The sequence below is a fragment of the Shinella sp. 20P9.1.1 genome, from assembly GCF_057798995.1.
Map to the genome: position 1 here is coordinate 334,480 of NZ_JBYOLC010000002.1, position 26,743 is coordinate 361,222.

Genomic DNA, 26,743 nt, shown 5'->3' on the forward strand with positions numbered 1-26,743 from the left:
CGGCCGACCTTGCATTTATGACGAACCCGGTCTATATCACTCCCAAATTCTTGATCGTCAGATGAAGAGTGGGCCCGCAAGGACCCGCTCTTTTTTGTTGCCGCGATCAGGTGCATGATAACGACCATCCCGGGAGGGCATGTCATGTCCGACACGACCCAGACAGAAACTGTAGCGATCGAGCCGCGCCTGATCGTCGAGACCGGCCTCGACCGCCGCGTTGCCGACATCATCGAGCCGACCATAGAGCAGATCGGCTACCAGTTGGTGCGCGTGCGCCTGTCGGCGCAGAACGGTGCGACGCTGCAGATCATGTGCGAGCGCCCCGACGGCACCATGACGGTCGAGGACTGCGAGAAGGTCTCGATGGCCGTCTCGCCGGTGCTCGACGTTGAGGATCCGATCGACAAGGCGTATCATCTTGAAGTGTCCTCGCCCGGCATCGACCGGCCGATGGTGCGCAAGTCGGACTTTTCGCGCTGGACGGGCCATCTCCTGAAGTGCGAGACCTCGATCCTCGTCGAAAGCCGCAAGCGCTTCCGCGGCAAGATCGTCGCCGCAGACGAAAACGGCTTCACGCTGGAACGTGACCAGCTCGCCGCCGGCGAGGAGCCGACGGTCGTCATTCCCTTCACGGCGCTTGCCGAGGGCCGGCTGATCCTGACCGACGAGCTGATCCGCGACGCGCTGGCCGCCGACAAGAAGGCGAAGGCCGCGCAGGCCGCCAACCAGAACGACGAAGACGGCGACGACGAAGAATAAGTATGTGAGTGCGTTTCGCCCGAGGTGGCGGAACGGAGAGGACGGAACCGGAGCGGCCTGGCCGCTCCCGATTGCCGGGGGCGAAAAACCCGGCTCGACCATGGAGACCTGAGACAATGGCAGTCAGTGCGAACCGGCTTGAGCTTCTGCAGATCGCGGATGCCGTGGCCCGTGAAAAGGTCATCGACCGCGAGATCGTGCTTGCCGCGATGGCCGACGCCATCCAGAAGGCAGCCCGCTCGCGTTACGGCACGGAATCGAACATCCGCGCCGACATCAATTCCAAGACCGGTGAAATCCGCCTCCAGCGCCTGCTCGAGGTCGTCGAGGTTGCCGAAGATTACGGCACCCAGATCCCGCTGGAACTGGCGCGCGACCGCAACCCGGACGCCAAGCTCGGCGATTTTATCGCCGATCCGCTGCCGCCGATGGATTTCGGCCGCATCGCCGCCCAGTCGGCCAAGCAGGTCATCGTGCAGAAGGTGCGCGAAGCCGAGCGTGACCGCCAGTTCGACGAATACAAGGATCGTATCGGCGAGATCGTCAACGGCACGGTCAAGCGCGTCGAATACGGCAACGTCATCGTCGATCTCGGCCGTGGCGAAGGCATCATCCGTCGCGACGAGATGATCCCGCGCGAAAACATGCGCTACGGCGACCGCGTCCGCGCCTTCGTCTACGACGTGCGCCGTGAACAGCGCGGGCCCCAGATCTTCCTGTCGCGTACCCATCCGCAGTTCATGGTGAAGCTCTTCACCATGGAAGTGCCTGAAATCTACGACGGCATCATCCAGATCAAGTCGGTCGCTCGTGACCCCGGTTCGCGTGCGAAAATCGCCGTCATCTCGAACGACTCGTCGATCGATCCGGTCGGCGCCTGCGTCGGTATGCGCGGCTCGCGCGTCCAGGCCGTCGTCGGCGAGCTGCAGGGTGAAAAGATCGACATCATTCCGTGGTCGCAGGATCCGGCGTCGTTCATCGTCAACGCCCTTCAGCCGGCGGAAGTCGCCAAGGTCGTTCTGGATGAAGATGCAGAGCGCATCGAAGTCGTCGTTCCCGACGAGCAGCTGTCGCTGGCCATCGGCCGCCGCGGCCAGAACGTACGCCTCGCTTCGCAGCTGACCGGCTGGGACATCGACATCCTCACGGAAGCCGAAGAGTCCGAGCGTCGCCAGAAGGAATTCAACGAGCGCACCAACCTCTTCATGGAATCGCTCGACGTCGATGAGATGGTCGGTCAGGTTCTGGCGTCCGAAGGCTTCGCTGCCGTTGAGGAACTGGCTTACGTCGATCTCGACGAAATCGCCTCGATCGACGGTTTCGACGAAGACACGGCCCAGGAACTCCAGACCCGCGCCCGCGAACATCTCGACCGCCTCGAAGCGGCGATGGACGCCAAGCGCAAGGAACTCGGCGTGTCCGACGAGCTGCGCCAGATCGACGGCCTGACGAGCCAGATGCTCGTGGCGCTCGGCGAAGACGGCATCAAGACGATGGAAGACTTCGCCGGCTGCGCCGCGGACGATCTCGTCGGTTGGTCGGAACGCAAGGACGGCGAGACGAAGAAGTTCGAGGGCCTGTTCTCGAAGTTCGAGGTCTCCCGCGCCGAAGCCGAAGCCATGGTCGTCCAGGCCCGTCTTGCGGCCGGCTGGATCACCGAAGAGGACCTGGTTAAGGAAGAGCCGGTCGTCGAGGGCGGCGAACAGGACGCCTGATCGGCGTCCTCCAGAGCATGTCTCCCGAAAGTGGCTTCCGGTTTCGGGATAAAGACATGCTTGAAACGCTTTAGAATTGGACATGTCGCCCGCTGATTTTGCACAGCGGTTTGCGTTGGCAAGAGCGGAAACCTATATGGGCAAGAAGGACGAGGACGGCGTGAACGACCGCATGTGCATCGTGACGCGCGAAAAGGGCGAGGCGGATGATCTGATCCGCTTCGTCGCAGGTCCCGACGGCAGCGTCGTGCCGGACCTGAAGCGTCAACTCCCCGGACGCGGATGCTGGGTAAAGGCCGAACGGGCGATCGTCGACAAGGCGGTCGCCAAGAAGCTTTTCGGGCGTGCGCTGAAGGCGGAGGCGAAGGCGGCTCCCGACCTCGGCGCCGAGGTGGACCGGCTGATCGCCGCCCAGCTCGGCGGCATGATGAACATGGCGCGCAAGGCGGGCCAGTTCATCACCGGCTCCTCGAAGGTCGATCAGGCCGTGCGTGCACTTGCTGCCCTTGCCGTCTTCCATTCGACGGATGCGGCGGCGGACGGTGTCCGGAAAATAGACCAGGCGCGGAAGGCTGCAAGCTTTCTCACCGAGGACGAAACGGAAATACCCTCCTTCAAGCTCTTTTCGGAGAGCGAATTGGAGGGCCTTTTGGGAAGTAATGCTTTTATCCATGCCGCAGCGCTTGCAGGGCAGGCGGGTGAGGGTGTAGTGAAGCGCGCAATCATGCTCGAGAAATACCGGGGCGACAGCCAAATGATGGCAAAAGGTGGCGCTGGCCAGACAAACCAATGACGCGGTTACCGGCATTCGGCCGGCCGAAATCGCATTGGATGAACACATTTGAACGACAGAGTCTGGTGATACGCATCCGGCTCTGATCTTAGGAACGGAACGGAATGACCGACAACGAAGACGACAAGACGATCAATGTGGCTGGCAAGAAGACCCTTAGCCTGAAGCCCTCGGGGGTTCAGCAGGGAACCGTGCGCCAGGACATGGGTCGTGGCCGCACCAAGGCCGTTGTGGTCGAGACCCGCACGAAGCGCCACTTCAGCCGTCCGGGCGAAGAACGCCAGGCATCGGCACCCGCAGCACCCGTGCAGCAGCGCCAGCCGGAGCCGCAACAGACGCGCCCCGCGCCGCAGCCTTCGCGCCCCGTACAGCAGCAGCCGTCGCGCCCGATGCATCAGCAGCCCTCCCGACCGGGCGAGCAGAACCGCCCGCGCGGCGTGGTGCTGAACCAGCTTTCGCCTGACGAAGTCGAGGCCCGTCGCCGCGCGCTTGCAGAAGCGCAGATCCGCGACGCCGCCGAAGCCCGCCAGCGCGCCGAGGACGAAGCCCGCCGCAAGGTCGAGGACGAGGCCCGCCGCGTTGCCGAGGAAGAAGCCCGCATCGTCCGCGAGAAGGAAGAGGCGGAACGCCGCGCCGCAGAGGCCGCCGCTCCCGCGCCCGTCGTGGAAGAGGTTGTCGCGCAGCCGGTCGCAAGACCTGCGCCTGCCGCTGCCGAAACCCGCCCGCAGCCCGGCCGCACGCCGGCTCCTGGCCCGGTTGCCACGCCGGTCGCCGGCCGCCGTCGCGAAAACGAAGAGGACGACGACAAGCGTCCGCGCGGTGGCGCGCCTGCAAACCGCGGCGCCGTCAAGCGTCCGGAACCGGCAAAGGTTCCGGCCCGCCCGAAGGCCGATGACGGCCGTCGCCAGGGCAAGCTAACGCTGACCACGGCCTCGACCGATGAGGACGCGACACAGCGCGGCCGCTCGCTCTCGGCCATGCGCCGCCGCCAGGAGAAATTCCGGCGCAGCCAGATGCAGGAGACGCGCGAAAAGGTCATGCGCGAAGTCATCCTGCCGGAAACCATCACCATTCAGGAACTGTCGCAGCGTATGTCCGAACGCGCCGTCGACGTCATCAAGTACCTGATGAAGGAAGGGCAGATGATGAAGCCCGGCGATCTGATCGACGCCGACCTGGCTGAAATCATTGCCGGCGAATTCGGCCACACCGTCAAGCGCGTTTCGGAATCCGACGTCGAAGAGGGCATCTTCAACGTCACCGACGATGCCGGCGATCTGGAGAGCCGTCCGCCGATCGTGACCATCATGGGCCACGTCGACCACGGCAAGACCTCGCTGCTCGACGCCATCCGCAAGGCCAACGTTGTTGCCGGCGAAGCCGGTGGCATCACGCAGCATATCGGTGCCTACCAGGTCGAGCATAACGGTCACAAGATCACCTTCATCGACACCCCCGGCCACGCGGCGTTCACCGCCATGCGTGCCCGCGGTGCGCAGGCGACGGACATCGCGATCCTCGTGGTTGCGGCCGACGACAGCGTGATGCCGCAGACGATCGAGTCCATCAATCACGCCAAGGCGGCGGGTGTTCCGATCATCGTGGCGATCAACAAGATCGACAAGCACGAAGCCGACCCGCAGAAGGTGCGCAACCAGCTCCTCCAGCACGAGGTCTTCGTCGAAACCATGGGCGGTGAAACGCTCGACGTGGAAGTGTCGGCCAAGAACCGCCTCAACCTCGATAAGCTGCTCGAAGCCGTTCTGCTGCAGGCCGAAATCCTCGACCTCAAGGCGAACCCGGACCGCACGGCAGAGGGCGTCGTCGTCGAAGCCCAGCTCGACCGTGGCCGCGGCGCCGTCGCCACCGTTCTCGTGCAGACGGGTACCCTGAAGCCCGGCCAGATCATCGTGGCCGGCGATCAGTGGGGCCGTGTGCGTGCGCTCGTCAACGACAAGGGCGAACACGTCAAGGAAGCCAGCCCCTCCATGCCGGTCGAGATCCTCGGCTTGTCGGGCACGCCGGCCGCCGGCGACAAGTTCGCCGTCGTCGAGAACGAAAGCCGCGCCCGCGAAATCTCGGAATACCGCCAGCGTCTCGCCCGCGAAAAGCAGGTGGCACGCCAGGCCGGTTCGCGCGGTTCGCTCGAGCAGATGATGAGCCAGCTGCAGAACTCCGGTCTCAAAGAGTTCCCGCTGCTCATCAAGGGCGATGTGCAGGGCTCGATCGAAGCCATTGCCGGTGCCCTCGAAAAGCTCGGCACGGACGAAGTCCGCGCCCGCATCGTTCACTCCGGTGCCGGTGGTATCACGGAGTCCGATATCTCGCTGGCCGAAGCCTCGAACGCCGCCATCATCGGCTTCAACGTTCGTGCCAACGCCCAGGCCCGCACGGCCGCCGAGCGCGCCGGTCTCGAAATCCGCTACTACAACATCATCTACGATCTGGTGGATGACGTGAAGGCGGCGATGTCGGGCCTGCTCTCGCCGGAGCGTCGCGAAACCTTCCTCGGCAATGCCGAAATCCTCGAGGTGTTCAACATCACGAAGGTCGGCAAGGTCGCGGGTTGCCGCGTCATCGAAGGCAAGGTCGAGCGTGGTGCGGGTGTCCGCCTCGTGCGCGACAACGTCGTCATCCACGAAGGCAAGCTCAAGACGCTCAAGCGCTTCAAGGACGAAGTTGCCGAAGTGCCGATGGGCCAGGAATGCGGTATGGCCTTCGAGAATTACGAAGACATCCGCGCCGGCGACACGATCGAGTGCTTCCGCGTGGAGCACATCACCCGCACGCTGTAAGCGTCCGGCGATCCAAACATCGTGCGAGCGCCGGACCGTTTCGGCGCTCGTATTTTTTTGAAGGTGACGACCATGGTAAGAGCAACAACCTCAGCACCGTCGCAACGCATGCTGCGCGTGGGCGAGCAGGTGCGCGCGGCGATCACCCAGGTTCTCCAGCGCGGCGAAGTGCGCGATCCGCTGATCGAAACGACGGTGATTTCCATCTCGGAAGTCCGCATGTCGCCGGACCTCAAGCATGCGACGGCCTATGTGACGCCGCTCGGCGTGAAGGATCACGACGCCGTCATCGAGGCGCTGAACCGCAATGCGAAATACATCCGCGGCCGCATGGGCTCGCAGCTGCGGCAGATGAAATATATGCCGGATGTCCGCTTCCGCGACGACACCAGCTTCGACAATTACAAGAAGATCGACGAACTCCTGCGCTCGCCGGAAGTCTTGCGCGATCTCTCCGGCGAAGACGACAAATAATCCAGGATACAGATGTCCAGACCCCGCAAACCCAAGGGCCGGCCGGTTTCCGGCTGGCTGATCCTCGACAAGCCCTTCGATTTCGGCTCGACCGAGGCCGTTTCCAAGATCAAGTGGCTGTTCAAGGCGCAGAAGGCCGGCCATGCCGGCACGCTCGATCCGCTCGCCTCCGGCATGTTGCCCATCGCGCTTGGCGATGCGACCAAGACAGTTCCCTATGTGATGGACGGCCGCAAGATCTATGAATTCACCGTGACCTGGGGCGAGGAGCGCACGACCGACGACCTCGAAGGCGAGGTGACCGAGAGCGCCGACAAGCGCCCGACGGCGGAAGAGATCCAGGCGATCCTCGGCGAATATACCGGTGTCATTCAGCAGATCCCGCCGCAGTTCTCGGCCATCAAAATTGCCGGCGAGCGCGCCTATGACCTGGCCCGCGAAGGCGAGGTTGTCGAAATCCCGTCGCGCGAAGTGGAAATCCACAGGCTGACGCTTGTTGGTTCGGACGAGAACACCGCCCAGTTCGAGGTCGAATGCGGCAAAGGCACCTATGTGCGTGCGCTCGCCCGCGATTTCGGCCGCCAGCTCGGCTGCTACGGCCATATCTCCGCGCTGCGCCGCACCTTCGTCGCGCCCTTCGGCGAAGACGACATGGTGCCGCTCGCCGACCTCGTCGCACTCGAGAAGATCGAGGACGAAGCCGAACGGTTGGCAGCCCTCGATGCGTTCCTGATCGATACCGGCGAAGCGCTGTCCAGCCTGCCGCAGATCGTCATCAACGACGATCAGGCGCACCGCCTGCGCATGGGCAACCCCATCATCGTGCGCGGCCGCGATGCGCCGGTTTCGGCTGACGAAGCCTATGCTTCTGCGCGTGGCAAGTTGGTGGCGATCGGTGAGATCGCGGGCGGCGAATTCCGTCCGAAGCGGGTCTTCCAGGGCTAATAATCGGGGGGCGGAACCAACGGCCCCCGACTTGATTTCACCACAAGCTACAGGCTTTATGAGCCGGCGAGGTTCGCTTCATGGCGGGTTGGGCGGCGCTTTGCCGTTTCGGTCTTCCTGGGGAGAAGAGTGGAAAGGGCTGGCCGTTGACGATGTCGCCGACTGACAGATCGGTATCTGCTGGGGATGTGGACGCAAAGCCCGCCGAGGCCCGCCGGCGCATGCATTACCCGGTTGCCTTCTACCTCGTCTGCCTCATCCTCGTCATCGTCATCCCTGCCTTTCTATTCTCCATCGTCGTGCTGAAGCGCACGAACGAAGCACAGGAGCGTATCTTCGAATCGCTGCTGCGCACCTCGACGACCGCCGTGAACCGCGCCGTCGAGCGCGAGATTTCCGGCATGTTCTCCACGCTGAATTTCCTCTCGACGTCGGAAAACCTGCAAAACGGCGACTATGCGGATCTGCATGCGCAGGCTGTGAAGACGCTTGAGGGCACGGACATCAATTTCCTGATCATCGATCAGACGATGCGCCAGCTCCTCAACACGCGCGTTCCCTATGGCACGGCGCTCAGCGCCGCTTCCGACCCGGTGTCTGCCGGCATGGCGCTGGCGCGTGGCGAGCGCATGGTGTCCGATCTGTTCTTCGGTAAGACGGCGCAGCAATGGGTGTTCAACGTCTACCAGCCGATGCGGCTTCCAAACGGCGAACATGTTCTGCTGACGCTGACAAAAAACGCCGACGCGCTGCGGCGCGCGGTCAATCCGGACGTCCTTTCCCCCGGCTGGAATGCCGCCGTGCTCGATAGCCGCGGCACGATCATCGCCTCGACGGACGAGAAGCAGGAGACCGGCAAGCCGTTCTTTCTGCGCGTGGTGCCGGCGCTCCGGCTCGGCGTCAGCACGATGGGACAGGATGGCGTCAATTATCAGGTCGTGACGGAGTTCTCCTCGCTCGCCGGCTGGCGCATGATCGCCTGGGCGAAATCCGCCGATGTGCAGGCGCCCGCCGTGTCGTCGTTCCTTTGGCTGGCCGTCGGCGGCCTGGTCTTTGCGCTTCTTGCCGCCGTCAGCGCGATCGGCATTGCGCGCCTCCTGTCGCGCGATGTGCGCCTGCTCGCTGCCGATGCCCGTCGGCTTGGGCATGGCGAGCGGATTGCGGCGCGCCCCTACGCCATTTCCGAGTTGGAGACCGTCTCGCGCGCCCTGTCTGAAGCGGCAGATGCCCGCGTCAAATCGGAAAACGAGGTGCGCTTCCTGATGCGTGAGGTGGCGCATCGCTCGAAGAACCAGCTCACCGTCATCCAGGCCATGCTGAACCAGTCGGCGACCGGCGCGGAAAATGCCGCGGATTTCGCCGAAACCTTCCGCAGGCGCGTGTCCGGTCTCGCTCGCTCCACAGACCTGATGATCGCCAACGCGACCGACGGCATCAACTTGGTGGAGCTTGCAAAAAACCAGCTGAAACCCTTCACGCCCGCCGATGCATCGCGCGTGCGCATTGCCGGCCCCGCCGTGCTGCTTGATCCGCAGGCATCCCAGACGCTCGGCATGGCGCTGCACGAACTTTCGACCAATGCCACGAAATACGGCGCACTCACCAACGACAAGGGTATCGTCTCGTTGAGCTGGGTGACATCAGGCGAAAACCTTGCCCTCGTCTGGCGCGAAAGCAAGGCGTCGATCGACCGGGAGGCCGTCACCACCCGCCGCAAGGGCTTCGGCAGTGTGGTGCTGGAGCGCATGCTCGGCATGGCTCTCGATGCCAAGCTGGAATTCCTCGTGCACGACGACGGCATCGAGTGGCGGGTGACGATCCCGCTCGCCCGTCTGCGCGACGAGGATGCGCAGCAAGGGGCCGGATATTGACGAAGCCCGCATTTTCCCTTCGCAGGATGATTTCATGACGGTTCTTTTGCGTGCTGCTTTTCTTGCCGGCCTTTTCGCCGCAACACCTGCCTTCGCCGCCGACGAATGCCTAGTAGACGACCCCACGGGAACGCCGCTCAATGTGCGCGCCGAGCCGAATGGCGCGATCCTGACGACATTGCAGAACGGCATGAGCGTCACCGTGATCGAGGAACGGAAGCTCGGTACGAAACGCTGGCTTCTCGTTTCGCTGGAGGGCCGGCAGCTCGGCTGGATCTTCGGCGCCTATGTCGTCTGCCCCAAGGCCGGCGGCGCGGTGGAGGCGGCCCCCCGCCAGCCGGCGGAGCAGCGTTAGAACACCCTTCCCTTTCATGAGGGAATGGTTTATAGGCACCGCCAGCAATGCGGGGCTTTGGCCTCCTTGCCTTCACGGCCATCGCTGGACGACATCCCGGCTTTTGGCGACCCTTAGTTCTCCATTCATGAAAGGACATACGATGTCGATCACTGCTGAGCGCAAGGCTGCGCTGATCAAGGAATACGCAACCGTCGAAGGCGACACCGGTTCTCCGGAAGTCCAGGTTGCGATCCTGACGGAGCGCATCAACAACCTCACCGGTCACTTCAAGGACCACAAGAAGGACAACCACTCGCGTCGTGGCCTTCTGACGATGGTTTCCAGCCGCCGCTCGCTTCTTGACTACCTCAAGAAGAAGGACGAAGCCCGTTACAGCAAGCTGATTGCTGCTCTCGGTATTCGCCGCTAAGCACTTTCGGCGGGCGTTCTTGCGAGCGCCCGCCGCTTTCATTTCCGGGGCGAAAGCCTCGACGTACCGTTTCGCCTGTGCCGGTCGAGGCCGCCTCGTGAAACGGATCCTCCAGCAGGCCGGATGCGCCGGCCCTGCGGAACCAACCGATGACCTGTCATGGGGCAGGATTGCAGGACGCTTCGGGCACGCGCCTTTGAGATTGCGTGCCACTCTCCGGAAGCCTCCCGCTGTCTTGCCCATGATGCGTCATAAATCGGATAGACCACCTGCGCCTTCAGGCGGCGGTGCGCGTATCCGTCAAGAAGGACAAGACATGTTCGATACCCATACGGTTGAAATCGAATGGGCGGGCCGTCCGCTCAAGCTGGAAACCGGCAAGATCGCCCGTCAGGCTGACGGCGCGGTTCTCGCGACCTACGGCGAAACCGTCGTTCTCGCCACCGTCGTTTCCGCCAAGGCGCCGAAGCCGGGCCAGGATTTCTTCCCGCTGACCGTCAACTACCAGGAAAAGACCTACGCCGCCGGCAAGATCCCGGGTGGCTACTTCAAGCGCGAAGGCCGCCCGTCGGAAAAGGAAACGCTGGTTTCCCGCCTGATCGACCGCCCGATCCGCCCGCTCTTCCCGGAAGGCTACAAGAACGACACGCAGGTCGTCGTCACCGTCGTCCAGCATGACCTCGAAAACGATCCCGACGTCCTGTCGATGGTTGCCGCTTCCGCAGCGCTCACGATCTCCGGCGTTCCCTTCATGGGCCCGGTCGGTGCAGCGCGCGTCGGCTACATCAACGGCGAATACGTTCTCAACCCGCATCTCGACGAGATGGATGAATCGGTTCTCGACCTCGTCGTCGCCGGCACGCAGGACGCCGTCCTGATGGTCGAGTCCGAAGCCAAGGAACTGAACGAAGACGTCATGCTCGGCGCCGTCATGTTCGGCCACAAGGGCTTCCAGCCGGTCATCGACGCGATCATCAAGCTCGCCGAAGTGGCTGCCAAGGAACCGCGCGATTTCTCGCCGGAAGACCATTCCGCTCTCGAAGCCGAAATGCTCGGCATCGCGGAAACCGAACTGCGCGCCGCCTACAAGATCACCCAGAAGGCTGATCGCTACGCCGCCGTCGACGCCGTCAAGGCTAAGGTGAAGGCACACTTCTTCCCTGAGGGCGCCGAGCCGAAGTACAGCGCCGAAGTCATCGGCGCCGTCTTCAAGCACCTGCAGGCCAAGATCGTTCGCTGGAACATCCTCGACACCAAGAGCCGCATCGACGGCCGCGATCTCGAAACCGTTCGCGCCATCGTTTCGGAAGTCGGCATCTTGCCGCGCACGCACGGCTCGGCTCTCTTCACCCGCGGTGAAACCCAGGCTGTGGTCGTTGCCACGCTCGGCACCGGCGAAGACGAGCAGTATGTCGACAGCCTGACCGGCATGTACAAGGAACGCTTCCTGCTGCATTACAACTTCCCGCCCTACTCGGTCGGTGAAACGGGCCGCATGGGCTCGCCGGGCCGCCGCGAAATCGGCCACGGCAAGCTTGCATGGCGCGCCATCCGCCCGATGCTGCCGACGGCGGAGCAGTTCCCCTACACGCTGCGCGTCGTTTCCGAGATCACCGAGTCGAACGGCTCGTCCTCGATGGCCACGGTTTGCGGCACCTCGCTCGCTCTGATGGACGCCGGCGTTCCGCTCGCCAAGCCGGTTGCCGGTATCGCCATGGGCCTGATCCTGGAAGGCGATCGCTTCGCAGTCCTCTCCGACATCCTCGGTGACGAAGACCACCTCGGCGACATGGATTTCAAGGTCGCCGGCACCGCCGACGGCATCACATCGCTGCAGATGGACATCAAGATCGCCGGTATTACCGAAGAGATCATGAAGGTCGCGCTCAGCCAGGCGCAGGGCGGCCGCAAGCACATCCTCGGCGAGATGGCCAATGCCATCACCGAAGGCCGCTCGCAGCTCGGCGAATTCGCACCGCGCATCGAAGTCATGAACATCCCGGTCGACAAGATCCGTGAAGTCATCGGCACGGGCGGCAAGGTCATCCGCGAAATCGTCGAAAAGACCGGCGCCAAGATCAACATCGAAGACGACGGCACGATCAAGATCGCATCGTCCTCCGGCAAGGAAATCGAAGCGGCCCGCAAGTGGATCCACTCGATCGTCGCGGAACCGGAAGTAGGCCAGATCTACGAAGGCACGGTCGTCAAGACCGCCGACTTCGGCGCCTTCGTCAACTTCTTCGGCCCGCGTGACGGCCTCGTGCACATCTCGCAGCTCGCTCAGGAGCGTGTTGCCAAGACCTCCGACGTCGTCAAGGAAGGCGACAAGGTCTGGGTCAAGCTGATGGGCTTCGACGAGCGCGGCAAGGTTCGCCTCTCCATGAAGGTTGTCGACCAGGCAACCGGCAAGGAAGTCGCCGCCGAGAAGAAGGGCGACGGCGAAGCCGCCGAGTAATCGTACCTGACCGTATCAAGGGGGCGCGGAGCGGCACGTTCCGCGCCCCTTTTCCTTTGACCAACCCGTTGTCCCGTCCGCCGAAAGCCCGCTATGACCCGCGAAGCCCTGAAGACCCTGTTCCATCCCTTTGCCGCCGGCACGCTCGGCATGCCCGGCGAGGACGAACGTTACCTCTTTCTCGGTGCGGAGGCCGGCCAACGCCCGCCGGAGGGCTTTGGCGCCGCGCTGGAGGCCGTGCAGCCGCTGCGCCCGCTCTATCGTGGGCTGGAAGCCGTTCGCGCACCGGTGAAGCCGGTGATCGAGGGCGATGACTTCGACGGCGCGCTCATCCTGATGACCAAGCACAAGGGTGAAAACGAAAACCGTATCGCTGAGGCGCTGCGTCTCGTGCGCACGGGCGGCCTGATCGTCGTTGCCGGCAGCAAGGAAGACGGCGTGCAGTCCATGCGCAAGCGTCTCGACCAGCTGGGCCTTACCGGCGACTACATGCCGAAATATCACGGCCTCGCCATCTGGTTCGCCCGCCCGGAAGACCCGGCCGATGCGATCGCCAAGCTGGCGGCCAAGCCGGTGCGCATCGTCGGCCGGTTCACGGCAGCCCCGGGCATGTTCTCGCATGACCGCATCGACGAGGGCTCCGAACTGCTCGCCACCCGCATCCCGGAGGATTTCCACGGCCATGCCGCCGATTTTGGCGCGGGCTGGGGCTATCTTTCCGTCATGCTCGGCGGCCGCGCGCCGCAGGTAAAGGGCATCGATATCTTCGAGGCGCATTACGAGGCGCTGGAAGCGGCCAAGGAGAACATGGCGGAGAACTGCCCGAACATCCCGGCGCGCTTCTTCTGGTTCGACCTGACGGCGGAAACGCCGCGCGACCACTATGACCTCATCGTCATGAACCCGCCCTTCCACGAGGGCCATGCCGCCGACCATTCGCTGGGTGCGGGCATGATCCGCATGGCGGCGAAGTCGCTCAAATCAGGCGGCCGCCTGCTGATGGTCGCCAACCGCGGCCTGCCCTACGAGCCGGTGCTAAAGGAAGCCTTCAAGGAAAGCGGCGAAGTCTGCCGCAACGCGCGCTTCAAGGTGCTGTGGGGCAAGCGCTGATAGCAGCGCTTTGACAGGCGTCAGCCCGTGCTGACGCCGATTGCCGCAGCCGATTGCCATTTTTCCGAAACGGGTCCACCATCGACGGACCGTACCCGTTCAGGAGATCCGTAATGGCTTTTGGACCTGCCAGGCCGCCGATCACGGAAGATGTGGCGGATGTTATCGCGAAAGATGTGAAGCAAGGGGAGGGGCACACGCCGACCTCCGAGGTGCCGCTCGCCTTTTTAAGGCGCAACTCCGATGGCAAGCCGCTGGAAATGAACAGCCGCGTGAGGATCGTGTTCTTCGCCATTCTGGCGGCGCTGATCCTGCTTATCGTGGTGCTGATGCTGCGCTCGTAAAAGGAAAACGGCGCGAAGTCCGAGAACTCCGCGCCGTTCTGTTACTCGCTGTCGGCCTTGGCCAGCCGCTCCAGCGTCGGCATGGAGGTGATGTTGTAACCGGAATCCACATAGTGGATCTCGCCGGTGACGCCGCTCGACATGTCGGAGAGCAGGTAGAGCGCCGAATTGCCGACATCCTCGATGGTGACGGTGCGGCGCAGCGGCGCGTTCTTCTGCTGCCACGAGAGCATGGCACGGGCGTCCGAGATGCCGGCACCCGCCAGCGTGCGGATCGGGCCGGCCGAGATCGCGTTGACGCGTATGCCCTGCGGACCGTAGTCGCCGGCAAGGTAGCGCACGGAGGCTTCCAGGGCCGCCTTGGCGACGCCCATGACGTTGTAGTTCGGCATGAGGCGCGTGGAGCCGCCATAGGTCAGCGTCAGCATCGCGCCGCCGTCGGTCATCAAGTCCGCGGCGCGCTTGGCGATTTCCGTAAACGAGAAGCACGAGATCACCATGGTGCGCGAAAAGTTGTCGCGCGAGGTGTCGGCATAGAGGCCCTTCAGCTCGTTCTTGTCGGAAAAGCCGATGGCATGCACGACGAAATCGAGCTTGCCCCATTTTTCCTTGATCGCCGCGATCGTCGCATCCACCGAGGCGATGTCCTCGACATCGCAGGGAATGACGAAGTCCGAGCCGAGCTCGCCGGCTAGCGGCTTCACGCGCTTGCCGAGCGCTTCGCCCTGATAGGTGAAGGCGAGTTCGGCACCTGCACCGGCTAGCTTCTGCGCGATGCCCCAGGCGATAGAGTGGTTGTTCGCGACCCCCATGATGAGGCCGCGCTTGCCGTTCATGATCCCCGTCATGCCAGTCATCCGTTGTGGCGCTGGAAGACCAGCGTGGCGTTGGTGCCGCCGAAGCCGAAGGAGTTCGAGAGAACGGTATCGATCTTGGCATTGTCGATGCGCTTGCGCACGATCGGCACGCCGTCGAATTCCGGGTCCAGCTCGGTAATATGCGCGCTTTCGCCGATGAAGCCGGCCTGCATCATCAGGAGGCCGTAGATCGATTCCTGCACGCCGGCAGCGCCCAGCGAGTGGCCGGTCAGCGACTTGGTCGACTGGATGTGCGGGATTTTGTCGCCGAAGACTTCGCGGATCGCGCCGATTTCCTTCGAATCGCCGACGGGCGTCGAGGTGCCGTGTGTATTGATGTAGTCGACATCGCCCTTCACGGTAGCAAGCGCCTGGCGCATGCAGCGCGCAGCACCTTCGCCCGACGGGGCCACCATGTCGTAGCCGTCGGAGGTCGCGCCGTAGCCGACGATTTCCGCATAGATCTTCGCGCCGCGGGCCTTGGCGTGTTCCAGCTCTTCGAGAACCAGAACACCGGCGCCGCCGGCAATGACGAAGCCGTCGCGGCTGACGTCATAGGCGCGCGAGGCCGTGGCCGGCGTGTCGTTGTACTTGGAGGACATGGCGCCCATGGCGTCGAAGAGGTTCGACATGGTCCAGTCGAGATCTTCGTGGCCGCCGGCGAACATGATGTCCTGCTTGCCCCACTGGATCATCTCGGCGGCATTGCCGATGCAATGTGCCGACGTCGAGCAGGCCGAGGAGATGGAATAGTTGACACCGTGGATTTTGAACCAGGTCGCGAGCGTTGCCGATGCCGTCGAGGACATCGCCTTCGGCACGGCGAACGGGCCGATGCGCTTGGGCGAATTGTTCTTGAGCGTGATTTCGGCCGCTTCGATCAGGGTGCGGGTGGACGGACCGCCCGAACCCATGATGATGCCGGCGCGCGGATTGGCCGCGTAATCGGCTTCTTCCAGGCCGGAATCGGCGATCGCCTGCTTCATGGCGACGTGGTTCCACGAGCCGCCCTGCGAGAGGAAGCGTGCCGCACGGCGGTCGACGAGCTCGGTCGTGTCGATATTGGGCGAACCCCAGACCTGGCACTTGAAGCCGTGGTCGGCGAAATCCTGGCTGAAGCTGATGCCGGAGCGCGCATCGCGCAGCGATGCCGTCACTTCGTCCGCGTTGTTCCCGATGGAGGATACGATCCCCAGACCCGTGACAACTACCCGTCTCATATTCCTGCCCTTTTCTAGAACGTCTTGTTGTGAAGGCGGCTCAGGCGCCGCCCTCAGGCTTTCGACAGCTTGCGCCGCCTTTAAGCGTCTTTGTCCTTCGACAGGCCGACGCGCAGGTCGGTCGCCTGATAGATGGTCTCGCCATCGGCCTTCAGCCAGCCGTCCGCCGTGCCGAGCACGAGGCGGCCGCGCATGACGCGCTTGAAGTCGATGCCGTATTCGAGAAGCTTGGTGTCCGGACGGACCATGCCCTTGAACTTCACTTCGCCGGTGGAAAGCGCCATGCCGCGGCCGGGCTCGCCGAGCCAGCCGAGGAAGAAGCCGGTGAGCTGCCACATGCCGTCGAGGCCGAGGCAGCCCGGCATGATCGGGTTGCCCTGGAAGTGGCAGGGGAAGTACCAGTCATCGGGCTTCACGTCATAGGCCGCGCGGATATAGCCCTTGTCGAAGGCGCCGCCGGTTTCGGAAATGTCGGTGATGCGGTGGACCATCAGCATCGGGGGCAGAGGAAGCTGCGCATTGCCGGGACCGAAAAGCTCGCCGCGGCCGCAGGACAGAATTTCCTCATAGTTGTAGCTGGATTGCCTGGTCGTCATCTGAATGTCTCATCCCCGGTCGTGTTCACGCTTGTTCAGCGTTAGATTTAGCGGAGGACGGATGCGATTTGAAGCATCTCGGCCGCCTCGTTTTTTCTGCCCCATCCTTTGCGGATGAGACGTCCATTCAGCTGTCCGCATACATGATGCCAGCGGTCACAGCCAGTGCAAAGTGGCGGAGGCCAAGCAAAGGCCCCGGTTTTTCCGCATGTTGCGCGCCTTGCGGATGCCGCATTCCTATTGAATCCCGCTTCCGCTAAAGTTATATCGAAAGTTCAAGATTGTTATTCAAGGCTAAGCCGAGCGGACCCGTCGCCCATGACGCATGCACACGAGATGCCCATCGAAACGCGCCTGCGCCATTCCGGCCTGCGCCCGACGCGCCAGCGCGTGGCACTCGCCGACCTGCTTTTCGCCAAGGGTGACCGCCACCTGACCGTCGAGGAACTGCACGAGGAGGCGGTGACCGCCGGCGTGCCCGTGTCGCTGGCGACCGTCTACAATACGCTGCACCAGTTTACCGAGGCGGGCCTCATCCGCGTTCTCGCGGTGGAAAGCTCGAAGACCTATTTCGACACGAACGTCTCGGATCACCACCATTTCTTCGTCGAGGGTGAAAACCGCGTTCTCGACATTCCCGTCAGCAACATCGCGATCGACAACCTGCCGGAGCCCCCGGAAGGCATGGAAATCGCCAATGTCGACGTGATCATCCGCCTGCGTCCCTGCAGGAAGGACTGAGACCCTTCACATCACATCGTCGGGATGCCGCCCCGGCCGGGGCCGGTAAATCGGGAAACGCCAGCCGAAGCGCAGCGCGCCGCCGCGCACCGCGAAGGCTGCGGCAATGCCGATGGCCGAGGCGAGCCAGAGCGGTGCGCCGGCAACCGTCGCAGCCGTGAAGCCGGCCGCGCCGATCAGCGCCGCCGTCACATAGACCTCCGGCCGCAGCAGCACGGACGGTTCGTTCGCCAGGAGGTCCCGGATGATGCCGCCGAAGCTTGCGGTCAGCACGCCCGTGGTGATGGCGACCGTCGGCGAGTTCGTCGCCGCATAGCCCTTGGCAGCCCCCATCACGCAATAGGCCGAGACGCCCATGGCATCGAGCCAGAGCAGCAGGCGATAGCGCGACTCGATACGGTGGGCGAGCACGAAGACGAGAAGGGCGACGGCGACGCAGACGATAAGATAGGTCGGGTTGACCACCCAGAAGACCGGTGTCGCGCCAAGAATGACATCGCGGAACGTGCCGCCGCCGATGCCGGTGGCTGCCGCCAGGAACAGGAAGCCGATGATATCGAGCTGTTTGCGCGAGGCCGAAAGCGCGCCGGTAGCCGCAAAGACCGCGACGCCGGTATAGTCGAGCAGTTCCAGGATCGTCACGCGTTTCTCCCCTCCGGCCAAGCTTCGCGACAGCTTGGCAACGGTAAAGTCGCGCGCGACAGAATCAATTCGTGCGCCCCGCAGCGCATAATGACCGAATCGCCTGCCATGGAAAGGTTTGAGAGATGGCCATCCGCATGAGAATCCTGGCAATCGTCTCCGCCGCGCTGCTTTCGACCGGCGGGCCGGCCCGTGCTGCCGAGATTGTGCAGGATCCGCTGGCGACGGTGCAGGCCGAAGTGGCCACGCGCTGCAAGACGCCGATCTATGGCGAGGATTTCGCCGACAATATCGATTTCAACAACGACACGCTGGTCGATGCGATCTTCAATCTCGGCGCTGTCAATTGCGACGGCGTGCCCGGCGGCCTCTGCGGCGATGTCGGCTGCCCGCACCAGTTCTACATTCATGTCGCGGAAGGCGGATATTTCCTCGCCGCCAATGCCGATCTCTATGGCTACGAGATGAAGAAGCGTTTTGGAAACATGGTGTTCGAGCTCAAGGCCAATGCCGCAAGCTGCGGCCGCGACGACAGCGAATACTGCACGATGACGGTGCGCGTGCGCGGCGCCGATTTCGAGACGATTTCCAAGAAATAAACCGCTTACTGCGGGAAGAATGCCTGCGTGCGGCCGGCGAGATAGTTGAACAGCAGGCCCGTCCATTCGCGGACGGCCGTCGTCATCAACTGGGTATTGACCGAAGGCTGCGTGAAGTCGAGCCCGAGGCTCGCCTTGCCCGTCGTGCGATAATCCGTCGGCCAGGGCAGCACGGTAAGGCCGAGCTCGCGGAAGAGGCCCATGGAACGCGGCATGTGAAAGGCCGAGGTGACCAGCAGGCAGTTTTCCAGCCCGTTCGATGCGAGCAGCGTTTCCGTGTTGGCCGCATTCTCGAAAGTATCGCGTGATTCTGTCTCGCGGATCAGCCGGTCGGCGGGAATGCCGAAGGCGGCGAAGAAACGTTCGGCGATGACGGCATCCCCCTCATAGGCGCCGCTCAGCGAGCCATCGCCGCCGGAAACGAGAATGCGCGCCGCTGGGAAATCCCGCGCCAGCCGGAGCGTCTCCACGAAGCGGTCGCCGGCCTGTGTCATCTCGAAACCGCCGCGCGCGGTCACGACCTCCGATTCGAAGCCGCCGCCGAGCGTGATGATGCAGGTCGGCCCGCCCTCTGGGAGATCGGCGCGGGCAAAACGGTTCTCCAGTTGTTGCAGCAGCACGGCGCCGGTCGAGGTGAAGAGCGTCACGAAAAGGACGAGGGCGGCGGCAACGTTCGCCCAGGTCCGGCTGCGGGTCCACTTCAACAGCCCCGCGAAGAGGCCGATGACGAGGAGCAGGAGGGCAAGCGAGAGCGGCTGGGCGACGAGCCAGAAAATCTTCGAGATATAAAAGGTCACCCGTCGCCCGCTCCTGTCACTGTTGCCTGCCAAGCGCCCCCGTCGTAACCGGTGCGGAAGCCGCCTTGCCCTTGCGCAGGTAAAGGATGCCGGCCGCCAGCGCAACGCCGATCACGAGAACCGCGATGGCGACAAACGGGCGGTAGGCGATCCAGGCGATGGCGATCACCGTGGGGCCGATCAGCAGTGTCAGGATCAGCGCGATGATGGACGTGCCGAAATTGACGATGGAACCGATGAACGGCACGACATCGCCGATCACGCCGAGGATCGAGAAGATGAAGGCAAAGCCGATGAAAAGGCCGACGAGCCCGCCCACGCGCACCGCCCAGGTGATGATCGTGTTCTCGCTCTGCGCGGTCTCGAACATCGCCGCCGCATCATGGATGCCGGCTTCGCTCAGCAGAAGCTCGCGCCCGTTGGTCGTCTTGTAGGGCGTGATGCCCGTGCCGCGCTGCGCGCCGACGAAGCTCGCCTCGGCCAGATCCGACCGCTTGAAGGAAATCCTGATATCGCCGATCTGCGGGTTCTGCGGATCGAAGGAGAAGACGGCCTGGCCGCCAAGCGCGGAGACCGGCTTGCCGAGCGTTGCCGCCTCGCCGACGCGGGTTGCGTCGAGGGCGGTCAGGGGGATGGGCCTGTCGTCGCCGAGATTGGCCGCCGTGCGGCCATCGACGCTGAAGGCACCGATATTGACCGAATCGACCGGGAAGCTCGCATCGTCGATCGGCTTTTGCGGGTTGTCATGGCCCGACTGGCGGAAGCTGCCGGAGCTGATTTCGCGGTGGTTCCATTCCTTGCGGTAGGAATAGGTGGTGACAGTTTCCTCGCTGCCGCCGAGCTGCTTGCGCGTCTCTGACTTGGATTCCTCGACCCACTGATACATCTCGACCACGCGGTCGAGGCCGACGGCGCCCTCGGCCGAAATGCCGAGCTGGTTGTCTTCCGGCACGCCGACCGGCTTGACCGGCCCCGATATGTGCACGAGCTTGCCCTCGTTTGCCGGATCGACATTGCCATTGTCGACGGAAACGACAAGGCCGGCGCCCTCGACGAGCGAGCGATAGGTCTTGACCGAGCGGCCCTCGTTCCAGAAGAGAAGCCAGATGCAGGCGATGAGAAGGATGAAGCCGACCACGATCTTGATCAGCGCCCCCTTCAGCCTGGAAAACCAGGAGGTGGTCGTCGTTTCCGTAAAGCTCATGATGTCCCCCGACAAAGCTGGCGTCGGTCCCTAGACGCTCGGTGGATCATGCTTATTCTTGCTCCATGAATGACGCAAGCAAAGTCGTTCCGACAGAGGGGCAGGAAGGGAACATCCTGCCCCGCCTGCCGTTGTCCATCACCATGTGAAGGGAGCTCGTCATGACCGAAGACCGCGAAGAAAAAATCCGCAAGCGTGCGCATGAACTCTGGCTGCTGGAAGGCCAGCCGGAGGGGAAGCCGGATGATCATTGGTTGCAGGCCGAGCACGAGATCGATCACGGCGGCACCGGCGAAATCGAAGGTGACGACATCCCCAATCTCGCCGCCCTGCGCGAAGCCGCCCGCCAGCACACCGATGCCTATATCGTGAAAACGGATCTCGAAGACGCCGACCAGCGCGAGGCGACACCGGGCATGCGCGAGCAGCCGTGAAGGCGGAAATATGCCTGAAGCACTACGGGATGTATTTGTCTTAGGGGAGGTTTGGTGGAGCTAAGCGGGATCGAACCGCTGACCTCTTGCATGCCATGCAAGCGCTCTCCCAGCTGAGCTATAGCCCCATAACGGGTCCGGCAGAGCCGGTTTCCGGGAACCGAAGCGGCGCTGCCGTTCGGTGTGGCGGCTTATTACTTCCCGTCTGGAAGGATGGCAAGCCGAAAAATGAAAACCGGCCGATTTTTTTTAAAACCGGCCGGTAAATCAAAATCTTACGCTTCGTCGTCGTCGCCGCCGACACCGATGATGCCGGTCATGTCGTCATCGTCGTCTTCTTCCTGTTCCAGGAAGGTGTCGTCGTCGTCGCCATCGATCTCGACGTCGTCGTCGCCGAGATCAGGCAGATCGTCGCCGGCCGCTGCATCGTCGTCGGCATCCTCGAGCGAAACGAGTTCGACTTCGGTGTTCTCCGTATCGACTTCGCTGGCGTCCTCGTCTTCTTCCTTCTCAAGGACTGCAACCGCAGCCGTCTCCTCGAAGTAGGACAGCGGGTAGGACTTGCCCGTGTAGGGGGAAACGATCGGGTCGCGATTGAGGTCGTAGAACTTCTTGCCCGTTTCCGGGTCGATGCGTTTGGTTCCGAGTTCCGCTTTTGCCACAGTCAAAGCCTTCTGAGTGCCGAATGTTTCCGGCGGGGCCGGTTGTCCGGCGCGTTGAACGGTAAATTGATTAGCCGGTCCCCTTAATCGTCTTGCGCAATCCTGTCAAAGCCTAACTTTGGGGCCAGACTCCGGGTGGAGCGGGCGAGCGCCGCGCGACGATTGTTTTATGGGAGGAGGATGACGGTTTAAATCGTTTGTGATAGCTAGCCCGCGTTCTCCCCGGCACTCTTTCCGGGAAGCCTTCTATCGATCAAGGAAGACGCCCATGTCGCACGGCGCCCATGCCCGGCCCGCAACCGCCCGCAAATCCTCCGGCCTCACCGGAACCGTTCGCATTCCCGGCGACAAGTCGATCTCCCATCGTTCCTTCATGTTCGGCGGCCTGGCCAGCGGCGAGACCCGCATCACCGGTCTGCTCGAAGGCGAAGACGTCATCAATACCGGCAAGGCCATGCAGGCCATGGGCGCCAGGATCCGCAAGGAAGGCGACACCTGGATCATCAACGGCGTGGGCAATGGCGGCCTGCTGGCCCCTGAAGCGCCGCTCGACTTCGGCAATGCCGGCACGGGCTGCCGTCTGACCATGGGCCTCGTCGGTGTCTATGATTTTGACAGCACCTTCATCGGCGACGCCTCGCTCACCAAGCGTCCGATGGGCCGCGTGCTGAACCCGCTGCGCGAAATGGGCGTGCAGGTGAAATCGGAGGACGGAGACCGTCTTCCCGTGACCTTGCGTGGCCCGAAGACGCCGACGCCGATCACCTACCGCGTACCGATGGCCTCAGCGCAGGTGAAGTCCGCCGTGCTGCTCGCCGGCCTCAACACGCCCGGCATCACGACGGTCATCGAGCCGATCATGACTCGCGACCATACCGAAAAGATGCTGCAGGGCTTTGGCGCCAACCTCACCGTCGAGACGGATGCCGATGGCGTACGCACGATCCGGCTGGAAGGCCGCGGCAAGCTCACCGGCCAGGTGATCGATGTGCCGGGCGACCCGTCCTCGACGGCCTTCCCGCTGGTTGCCGCCCTGCTCGTTCCGGGCTCCGACGTCACTATTCTCAACGTGCTGATGAACCCGACCCGCACCGGTCTCATCCTGACGCTGCAAGAAATGGGCGCCGATATCGAGGTCATCAACCCGCGCCTTGCCGGCGGCGAGGACGTGGCGGATCTGCGCGTCCATTCCTCCGCGCTCAAGGGCGTCACGGTGCCGGAAGACCGCGCCCCGTCGATGATCGACGAATACCCTGTTCTCGCCGTCGCCGCCGCTTTTGCCCAAGGCGCGACCGTGATGAACGGCCTGGAGGAACTGCGCGTCAAGGAAAGCGACCGCCTCTCGGCCGTCGCCAACGGCCTCAAGCTCAACGGCGTGGACTGCGACGAGGGTGAAACCTCGCTCGTGGTGCGCGGCCGCCCGGATGGCAAGGGCCTCGGCAACGCCTCGGGTGCGGCCGTCGCCACCCATCTCGACCACCGCATCGCCATGAGCTTCCTCGTCATGGGCCTCGTCTCGGAAAACCCCGTGACGGTGGACGATGCGACGATGATTGCCACGAGCTTCCCGGAATTCATGGACCTGATGGCGGGGCTGGGCGCGAAGATCGAGCTTGGCGCGTAAAATTTCGACTTTGTCGGGAATAGGCTGTTAAGTGCTGTCGCCTAGGTTTCGTCGGAAGCCCGGGAGACAGCATGACTCGTACTCATCAACGCGTAGTTCGCCAACTTGACGAAGAGCATGTGGTTTATCGCTTGCATCTGCGAGCGAAAGCCGTGGTTTTGAATCAAGTCGAATATGAGCTGGTTGAAAAACTCTTTTTGCGCCGATTGTTGATTGGCGTAATGTCTGCCTTAGCAATTATTCTCGGGCTTCTTTTATCGTTCCATTTGTACCGCCGCGATGTTTTTCCTTTGGCTGTGTTCATTTGCATTGTTGCGGTCCTGATGTGGTTCGCAACAGTCTTGGACAAGAAGCTCATGGTGCGTACTAGCGCCATACTCGATGCCGCTCCAATCTCGGCAGAGGACAACAACGAGAGAGTGCCATCGCGGTTGGAAGCGTATCGATTGGCCTTGACCAGCGAGCTTCACAATGCGTCTTCCAACGCAATATGGCACATGATCATACATTCGGCGCTGATTTTGTTTGCTTGCCTTTTCATTCTTGCGAAGCAGATGCAGGGAACGGATCCAACAGTGCCAGATACGCATCCCGTCATTCTCGTAATGGGCGCGAGCATATCCGGGCTCTTTCTGCATATCGTCCTTAGAGAACGTCGAAGGCGTAGCATGCACGATCCTGAATGAAATAGCGCGTGCCAATCAAGAATTGGCGCTGCCCAGCCCCTTGGCATAGCCCCCATTCTTCCGCTAACACGCTTGATGAAAAGCATATGACACACGGATACGCCATGAAGACGATCGCCATCGACGGTCCCGCCGCTGCGGGCAAGGGCACGCTCTCGCGCCGCATCGCGGAGGTCTATGGCTTTCATCATCTCGATACCGGCCTGACATATCGCGCCACCGCAAAGGCATTGCTGGACCGCGGTCTGCCGCTCGATGACGAGGCGGTCGCCGCCGATGTCGCCCGCAACCTTGATCTCGCCGGGCTCGACCGTTCCGTGCTGTCGGCCCATGCCATCGGTGAAGCGGCCTCGAAGATCGCGGTCATGCCTTCGGTGCGCCGCGCGCTGGTCGAGGCGCAGCGCACATTTGCGGTACGCGCGCCGGGGACGGTGCTGGATGGGCGCGATATCGGTACGGTCGTCTGCCCGGATGCGCCGGTGAAGCTTTATGTCACCGCCTCGCCGGAGGTGCGCGCCAGGCGCCGCCATGACGAGATTCTCGCCAGCGGTGGGGTGGCCGATTATGAGACGGTCCTCGACGATATCCGCCGTCGTGACGAGCGCGATATGGGCCGGGCGGACAGTCCGTTGAAGCCCGCGGACGATGCGCACTTGCTTGATACCTCGGAAATGAGTATAGAGGCGGCGTTTTCTGCGGCACGGTCGATCATCGACGCTGCATTTAAGCAATAGCAATTCCAGGAAAAGTGCCCAGGCGGTTTTCCGTCCGGAATTGCGCACATAAGAGCAAAGCCTGTCCCCGCGCCGGATTTGCTGCCTTTCAAGGCAGCGGGCATCGTTTTGTTCCTCATCAACGCTAACCCCCGGCGCCCGTGCCCCACAGGCACACCAGGAGTTTCAATGTCTCAAGCAAACCCCACGCGCGAAGATTTCGCAGCCCTTCTGCAGGAATCCTTCGCGTCTAACGATCTCGCCGAAGGCTATGTTGCCAAGGGTATCGTTACGGCCATCGAGAAGGACGTCGCCATCGTCGACGTCGGCCTCAAGGTCGAAGGTCGCGTACCGCTCAAGGAATTCGGTGCCAAGTCCAAGGACGGCACGCTGAAGGTCGGCGACGAAGTCGAAGTTTACGTCGAGCGCATCGAAAACGCGCTGGGCGAAGCTGTTCTGTCGCGCGAAAAGGCTCGCCGCGAAGAAAGCTGGGCCAAGCTCGAAGTCAAGTTCGAAGCTGGCGAGCGCGTCGAAGGCGTCATCTTCAACCAGGTCAAGGGTGGCTTCACCGTCGATCTCGACGGCGCCGTTGCCTTCCTGCCGCGTTCGCAGGTCGACATCCGTCCGATCCGCGACGTCACGCCGCTCATGCACAACCCGCAGCCCTTCGAAATCCTCAAGATGGACAAGCGTCGCGGCAACATCGTCGTCTCGCGCCGCACGGTTCTCGAAGAGTCGCGCGCCGAGCAGCGTTCTGAAATCGTTCAGAACCTCGAAGAAGGCCAGGTTGTTGACGGCGTCGTCAAGAACATCACCGATTACGGTGCGTTCGTTGACCTCGGCGGAATCGACGGCCTGCTGCACGTCACCGACATGGCCTGGCGCCGCGTCAACCATCCGTCGGAGATCCTGTCCATCGGCCAGCAGGTCAAGGTTCAGATCATCCGCATCAACCAGGAAACCCACCGCATCTCGCTCGGCATGAAGCAGCTCGAGTCGGATCCGTGGGATGGCATCGGCACCAAGTACCCGACCGGCAAGAAGATTTCCGGTACGGTCACGAACATCACCGACTACGGTGCGTTCGTCGAGCTGGAGCCGGGCATCGAAGGCCTGATCCACATCTCCGAAATGTCCTGGACGAAGAAGAACGTTCACCCCGGCAAGATCCTGTCCACGAGCCAGGAAGTTGACGTGGTCGTTCTCGAAGTCGACCCGACGAAGCGCCGCATCTCGCTCGGTCTCAAGCAGACCCTCGAGAACCCGTGGCAGGCCTTCGCGCACAGCCACCCGGCTGGCACGGAAGTCGAAGGCGAAGTCAAGAACAAGACCGAATTCGGCCTGTTCATCGGCCTCGACGGCGACGTGGACGGCATGGTTCACCTGTCGGACCTCGACTGGAACCGTCCGGGCGAGCAGGTCATCGAAGAGTTCAACAAGGGCGACGTCGTCAAGGCAGTCGTTCTGGATGTTGACGTCGACAAGGAGCGCATCTCGCTCGGCATCAAGCAGCTCGGCAAGGACGCTGTTGGCGACGCCGCCACGTCCGGCGACCTGCGCAAGAACGCCGTCGTTTCGGCTGAAGTCATCGCGATCAACGATGGCGGCATCGAAGTGAAGCTCGTCAACCACGAAGACCTCACCTCGTTCATCCGTCGTGGCGATCTCTCGCGTGACCGTGACGAACAGCGTCCGGAGCGTTTCTCGGTCGGCCAGACCGTCGATGCCCGCGTCCTGAACTTCTCGAAGAAGGATCGCAAGATCCAGCTTTCGATCAAGGCTCTGGAAATCGCTGAAGAGAAGGAAGCCGTCGCACAGTTCGGTTCGTCCGACTCAGGCGCTTCGCTCGGCGACATCCTCGGCGCGGCTCTGAAGAACCGCAACAACGCCGAGTAAGCCTTCGCTTACGAAATAGAGAGCCCGCGGAGAGCGAT

The 26,743-nt window shown here is 62.8% G+C and carries 25 protein-coding genes, 1 tRNA gene and 1 pseudogene; 19 read left to right on the forward strand and 8 right to left on the reverse strand.

The window, feature by feature from the left end; genetic code table 11:
• Window positions 1-144: 144 nt before the first annotated feature.
• From rimP to AC27VQ_RS05275, 12 genes are all read left to right on the forward strand, one after another.
• On the forward strand, window positions 145-762 hold the full coding sequence (gene rimP, locus AC27VQ_RS05220) for a ribosome maturation factor RimP (RefSeq protein ID WP_488715478.1): 618 nt from the start codon (window positions 145-147) through the stop codon (window positions 760-762).
• A gap of 116 nt (window positions 763-878) precedes the next feature.
• Window positions 879-2,477, forward strand: coding sequence for a transcription termination factor NusA (nusA, locus tag AC27VQ_RS05225; RefSeq protein WP_421594233.1), 1,599 nt, complete (start codon window positions 879-881; stop codon window positions 2,475-2,477).
• A 136-nt stretch (window positions 2,478-2,613) separates the two neighbouring features.
• Entirely contained in the window at window positions 2,614-3,270 is a 657-nt protein-coding gene (locus tag AC27VQ_RS05230) for an RNA-binding protein (protein WP_488715479.1), read from the forward strand.
• 104 nt (window positions 3,271-3,374) lie between these two features.
• A complete protein-coding gene (infB, locus tag AC27VQ_RS05235; protein ID WP_488715480.1) occupies window positions 3,375-6,065 on the forward strand; it encodes a translation initiation factor IF-2 in 2,691 nt (896 codons plus the stop codon).
• 72 nt (window positions 6,066-6,137) lie between these two features.
• Window positions 6,138-6,539 (forward strand): 30S ribosome-binding factor RbfA, encoded by a 402-nt coding sequence (rbfA, locus tag AC27VQ_RS05240; protein WP_488715481.1) that lies wholly within the window; start codon window positions 6,138-6,140, stop codon window positions 6,537-6,539.
• 12 nt (window positions 6,540-6,551) lie between these two features.
• Window positions 6,552-7,484, forward strand: a complete 933-nt coding sequence (gene truB, locus AC27VQ_RS05245; protein ID WP_488715482.1) for a tRNA pseudouridine(55) synthase TruB — start codon at window positions 6,552-6,554, stop codon at window positions 7,482-7,484.
• Between the two features lie 188 nt (window positions 7,485-7,672).
• Entirely contained in the window at window positions 7,673-9,355 is a 1,683-nt protein-coding gene (locus tag AC27VQ_RS05250) for a sensor histidine kinase (protein ID WP_488715483.1), read from the forward strand.
• A gap of 34 nt (window positions 9,356-9,389) precedes the next feature.
• Entirely contained in the window at window positions 9,390-9,710 is a 321-nt protein-coding gene (locus tag AC27VQ_RS05255) for an SH3 domain-containing protein (protein WP_313528915.1), read from the forward strand.
• Window positions 9,711-9,852: 142 nt separating this feature from the next.
• Window positions 9,853-10,122: a 30S ribosomal protein S15 gene (gene rpsO / locus AC27VQ_RS05260; RefSeq protein ID WP_230807809.1), complete on the forward strand. Its 270-nt coding sequence runs from the start codon at window positions 9,853-9,855 to the stop codon at window positions 10,120-10,122.
• A 316-nt stretch (window positions 10,123-10,438) separates the two neighbouring features.
• On the forward strand, window positions 10,439-12,580 hold the full coding sequence (gene pnp, locus AC27VQ_RS05265) for a polyribonucleotide nucleotidyltransferase (protein ID WP_488715484.1): 2,142 nt from the start codon (window positions 10,439-10,441) through the stop codon (window positions 12,578-12,580).
• Window positions 12,581-12,673: 93 nt separating this feature from the next.
• Window positions 12,674-13,690 (forward strand): class I SAM-dependent methyltransferase, encoded by a 1,017-nt coding sequence (locus tag AC27VQ_RS05270; RefSeq protein WP_488715485.1) that lies wholly within the window; start codon window positions 12,674-12,676, stop codon window positions 13,688-13,690.
• 113 nt (window positions 13,691-13,803) lie between these two features.
• The gene (locus tag AC27VQ_RS05275) at window positions 13,804-14,034 is read left to right on the forward strand and encodes a hypothetical protein (protein ID WP_488715486.1); all 231 of its coding nucleotides are present in this window, start codon (window positions 13,804-13,806) and stop codon (window positions 14,032-14,034) included.
• Between the two features lie 41 nt (window positions 14,035-14,075).
• Here the strand turns inward: AC27VQ_RS05275 and fabI are convergent, their stop codons facing one another.
• The 3 genes from fabI to fabA all read right to left on the reverse strand — a co-directional run bounded on the left by fabI (window position 14,076) and on the right by fabA (window position 16,707).
• A complete protein-coding gene (fabI, locus tag AC27VQ_RS05280) occupies window positions 14,076-14,882 on the reverse strand; it encodes an enoyl-ACP reductase FabI (protein WP_488715487.1) in 807 nt (268 codons plus the stop codon).
• Between the two features lie 5 nt (window positions 14,883-14,887).
• Window positions 14,888-16,111, reverse strand: a complete 1,224-nt coding sequence (fabB, locus tag AC27VQ_RS05285; RefSeq protein ID WP_488715488.1) for a beta-ketoacyl-ACP synthase I — start codon at window positions 16,109-16,111, stop codon at window positions 14,888-14,890.
• An 80-nt stretch (window positions 16,112-16,191) separates the two neighbouring features.
• Window positions 16,192-16,707: a 3-hydroxyacyl-[acyl-carrier-protein] dehydratase FabA gene (fabA, locus tag AC27VQ_RS05290; protein WP_298103844.1), complete on the reverse strand. Its 516-nt coding sequence runs from the start codon at window positions 16,705-16,707 to the stop codon at window positions 16,192-16,194.
• Between the two features lie 318 nt (window positions 16,708-17,025).
• On the opposite strand from fabA, the gene irrA reads away from it, so the two are divergent.
• Window positions 17,026-17,448, forward strand: coding sequence for an iron response transcriptional regulator IrrA (gene irrA / locus AC27VQ_RS05295; protein WP_421594247.1), 423 nt, complete (start codon window positions 17,026-17,028; stop codon window positions 17,446-17,448).
• A 6-nt stretch (window positions 17,449-17,454) separates the two neighbouring features.
• Here the strand turns inward: irrA and AC27VQ_RS05300 are convergent, their stop codons facing one another.
• Window positions 17,455-18,090 carry a trimeric intracellular cation channel family protein gene (locus AC27VQ_RS05300; protein WP_313528895.1) on the reverse strand — a complete coding sequence of 212 codons (636 nt, stop codon included), beginning with the start codon at window positions 18,088-18,090 and terminating at the stop codon, window positions 17,455-17,457.
• 137 nt (window positions 18,091-18,227) lie between these two features.
• Between AC27VQ_RS05300 and AC27VQ_RS05305 the strand changes: the two genes are divergently transcribed.
• Window positions 18,228-18,689, forward strand: coding sequence for a hypothetical protein (locus tag AC27VQ_RS05305; protein WP_488715489.1), 462 nt, complete (start codon window positions 18,228-18,230; stop codon window positions 18,687-18,689).
• Between the two features lie 5 nt (window positions 18,690-18,694).
• On the opposite strand, the gene AC27VQ_RS05310 is transcribed toward AC27VQ_RS05305, so the two are convergent.
• Window positions 18,695-19,486: a YdcF family protein gene (locus AC27VQ_RS05310; RefSeq protein ID WP_488715490.1), complete on the reverse strand. Its 792-nt coding sequence runs from the start codon at window positions 19,484-19,486 to the stop codon at window positions 18,695-18,697.
• Between the two features lie 16 nt (window positions 19,487-19,502).
• Entirely contained in the window at window positions 19,503-20,690 is a 1,188-nt protein-coding gene (locus tag AC27VQ_RS05315) for a TMEM43 family protein (protein WP_488715491.1), read from the reverse strand.
• A 173-nt stretch (window positions 20,691-20,863) separates the two neighbouring features.
• Here AC27VQ_RS05315 and AC27VQ_RS05320 point away from each other — a divergent pair.
• Window positions 20,864-21,124: pseudogene (locus tag AC27VQ_RS05320) on the forward strand (DUF2934 domain-containing protein); the annotation flags it as partial.
• A gap of 52 nt (window positions 21,125-21,176) precedes the next feature.
• On the opposite strand, the gene AC27VQ_RS05325 reads toward AC27VQ_RS05320, so the two are convergent.
• Both AC27VQ_RS05325 and AC27VQ_RS05330 read right to left on the reverse strand, forming a co-directional pair.
• Window positions 21,177-21,252: transfer RNA gene (locus AC27VQ_RS05325), tRNA-Ala, on the reverse strand.
• Window positions 21,253-21,399: 147 nt separating this feature from the next.
• Window positions 21,400-21,786: a TIGR02300 family protein gene (locus AC27VQ_RS05330; protein ID WP_313528887.1), complete on the reverse strand. Its 387-nt coding sequence runs from the start codon at window positions 21,784-21,786 to the stop codon at window positions 21,400-21,402.
• Window positions 21,787-22,054: 268 nt separating this feature from the next.
• On the opposite strand from AC27VQ_RS05330, the gene aroA reads away from it, so the two are divergent.
• The 4 genes from aroA (at window position 22,055) to rpsA (ending at window position 26,705) form a co-directional block, all read left to right on the forward strand.
• Window positions 22,055-23,410 (forward strand): 3-phosphoshikimate 1-carboxyvinyltransferase, encoded by a 1,356-nt coding sequence (aroA, locus tag AC27VQ_RS05335; RefSeq protein WP_488715492.1) that lies wholly within the window; start codon window positions 22,055-22,057, stop codon window positions 23,408-23,410.
• 71 nt (window positions 23,411-23,481) lie between these two features.
• Window positions 23,482-24,096 carry a hypothetical protein gene (locus tag AC27VQ_RS05340; protein WP_488715493.1) on the forward strand — a complete coding sequence of 205 codons (615 nt, stop codon included), beginning with the start codon at window positions 23,482-23,484 and terminating at the stop codon, window positions 24,094-24,096.
• Between the two features lie 86 nt (window positions 24,097-24,182).
• On the forward strand, window positions 24,183-24,830 hold the full coding sequence (cmk, locus tag AC27VQ_RS05345) for a (d)CMP kinase (RefSeq protein WP_488715494.1): 648 nt from the start codon (window positions 24,183-24,185) through the stop codon (window positions 24,828-24,830).
• A 168-nt stretch (window positions 24,831-24,998) separates the two neighbouring features.
• On the forward strand, window positions 24,999-26,705 hold the full coding sequence (rpsA, locus tag AC27VQ_RS05350; protein WP_313528881.1) for a 30S ribosomal protein S1: 1,707 nt from the start codon (window positions 24,999-25,001) through the stop codon (window positions 26,703-26,705).
• Window positions 26,706-26,743: the final 38 nt, after the last annotated feature.

What these genes read in the sequence shown, in the direction of transcription:
- rimP (WP_488715478.1), top strand. Translation starts at nt 145, where the DNA reads ATGTCCGACACGACCCAGACAGAAACTGTAGCGATCGAGCCGCGCCTG.
- nusA (WP_421594233.1), top strand. Translation starts at nt 879, where the DNA reads ATGGCAGTCAGTGCGAACCGGCTTGAGCTTCTGCAGATCGCGGATGCC.
- AC27VQ_RS05230 (WP_488715479.1), top strand. Translation starts at nt 2,614, where the DNA reads ATGGGCAAGAAGGACGAGGACGGCGTGAACGACCGCATGTGCATCGTG.
- infB (WP_488715480.1), top strand. Translation starts at nt 3,375, where the DNA reads ATGACCGACAACGAAGACGACAAGACGATCAATGTGGCTGGCAAGAAG.
- rbfA (WP_488715481.1), top strand. Translation starts at nt 6,138, where the DNA reads ATGGTAAGAGCAACAACCTCAGCACCGTCGCAACGCATGCTGCGCGTG.
- truB (WP_488715482.1), top strand. Translation starts at nt 6,552, where the DNA reads ATGTCCAGACCCCGCAAACCCAAGGGCCGGCCGGTTTCCGGCTGGCTG.
- AC27VQ_RS05255 (WP_313528915.1), top strand. Translation starts at nt 9,390, where the DNA reads ATGACGGTTCTTTTGCGTGCTGCTTTTCTTGCCGGCCTTTTCGCCGCA.
- rpsO (WP_230807809.1), top strand. Translation starts at nt 9,853, where the DNA reads ATGTCGATCACTGCTGAGCGCAAGGCTGCGCTGATCAAGGAATACGCA.
- pnp (WP_488715484.1), top strand. Translation starts at nt 10,439, where the DNA reads ATGTTCGATACCCATACGGTTGAAATCGAATGGGCGGGCCGTCCGCTC.
- AC27VQ_RS05270 (WP_488715485.1), top strand. Translation starts at nt 12,674, where the DNA reads ATGACCCGCGAAGCCCTGAAGACCCTGTTCCATCCCTTTGCCGCCGGC.
- AC27VQ_RS05275 (WP_488715486.1), top strand. Translation starts at nt 13,804, where the DNA reads ATGGCTTTTGGACCTGCCAGGCCGCCGATCACGGAAGATGTGGCGGAT.
- fabI (WP_488715487.1), bottom strand. Translation starts at nt 14,882, where the DNA reads ATGACGGGGATCATGAACGGCAAGCGCGGCCTCATCATGGGGGTCGCG.
- fabB (WP_488715488.1), bottom strand. Translation starts at nt 16,111, where the DNA reads ATGAGACGGGTAGTTGTCACGGGTCTGGGGATCGTATCCTCCATCGGG.
- fabA (WP_298103844.1), bottom strand. Translation starts at nt 16,707, where the DNA reads ATGACGACCAGGCAATCCAGCTACAACTATGAGGAAATTCTGTCCTGC.
- irrA (WP_421594247.1), top strand. Translation starts at nt 17,026, where the DNA reads ATGACGCATGCACACGAGATGCCCATCGAAACGCGCCTGCGCCATTCC.
- AC27VQ_RS05305 (WP_488715489.1), top strand. Translation starts at nt 18,228, where the DNA reads ATGAGAATCCTGGCAATCGTCTCCGCCGCGCTGCTTTCGACCGGCGGG.
- AC27VQ_RS05315 (WP_488715491.1), bottom strand. Translation starts at nt 20,690, where the DNA reads ATGAGCTTTACGGAAACGACGACCACCTCCTGGTTTTCCAGGCTGAAG.
- aroA (WP_488715492.1), top strand. Translation starts at nt 22,055, where the DNA reads ATGTCGCACGGCGCCCATGCCCGGCCCGCAACCGCCCGCAAATCCTCC.
- AC27VQ_RS05340 (WP_488715493.1), top strand. Translation starts at nt 23,482, where the DNA reads ATGACTCGTACTCATCAACGCGTAGTTCGCCAACTTGACGAAGAGCAT.
- cmk (WP_488715494.1), top strand. Translation starts at nt 24,183, where the DNA reads ATGACACACGGATACGCCATGAAGACGATCGCCATCGACGGTCCCGCC.
- rpsA (WP_313528881.1), top strand. Translation starts at nt 24,999, where the DNA reads ATGTCTCAAGCAAACCCCACGCGCGAAGATTTCGCAGCCCTTCTGCAG.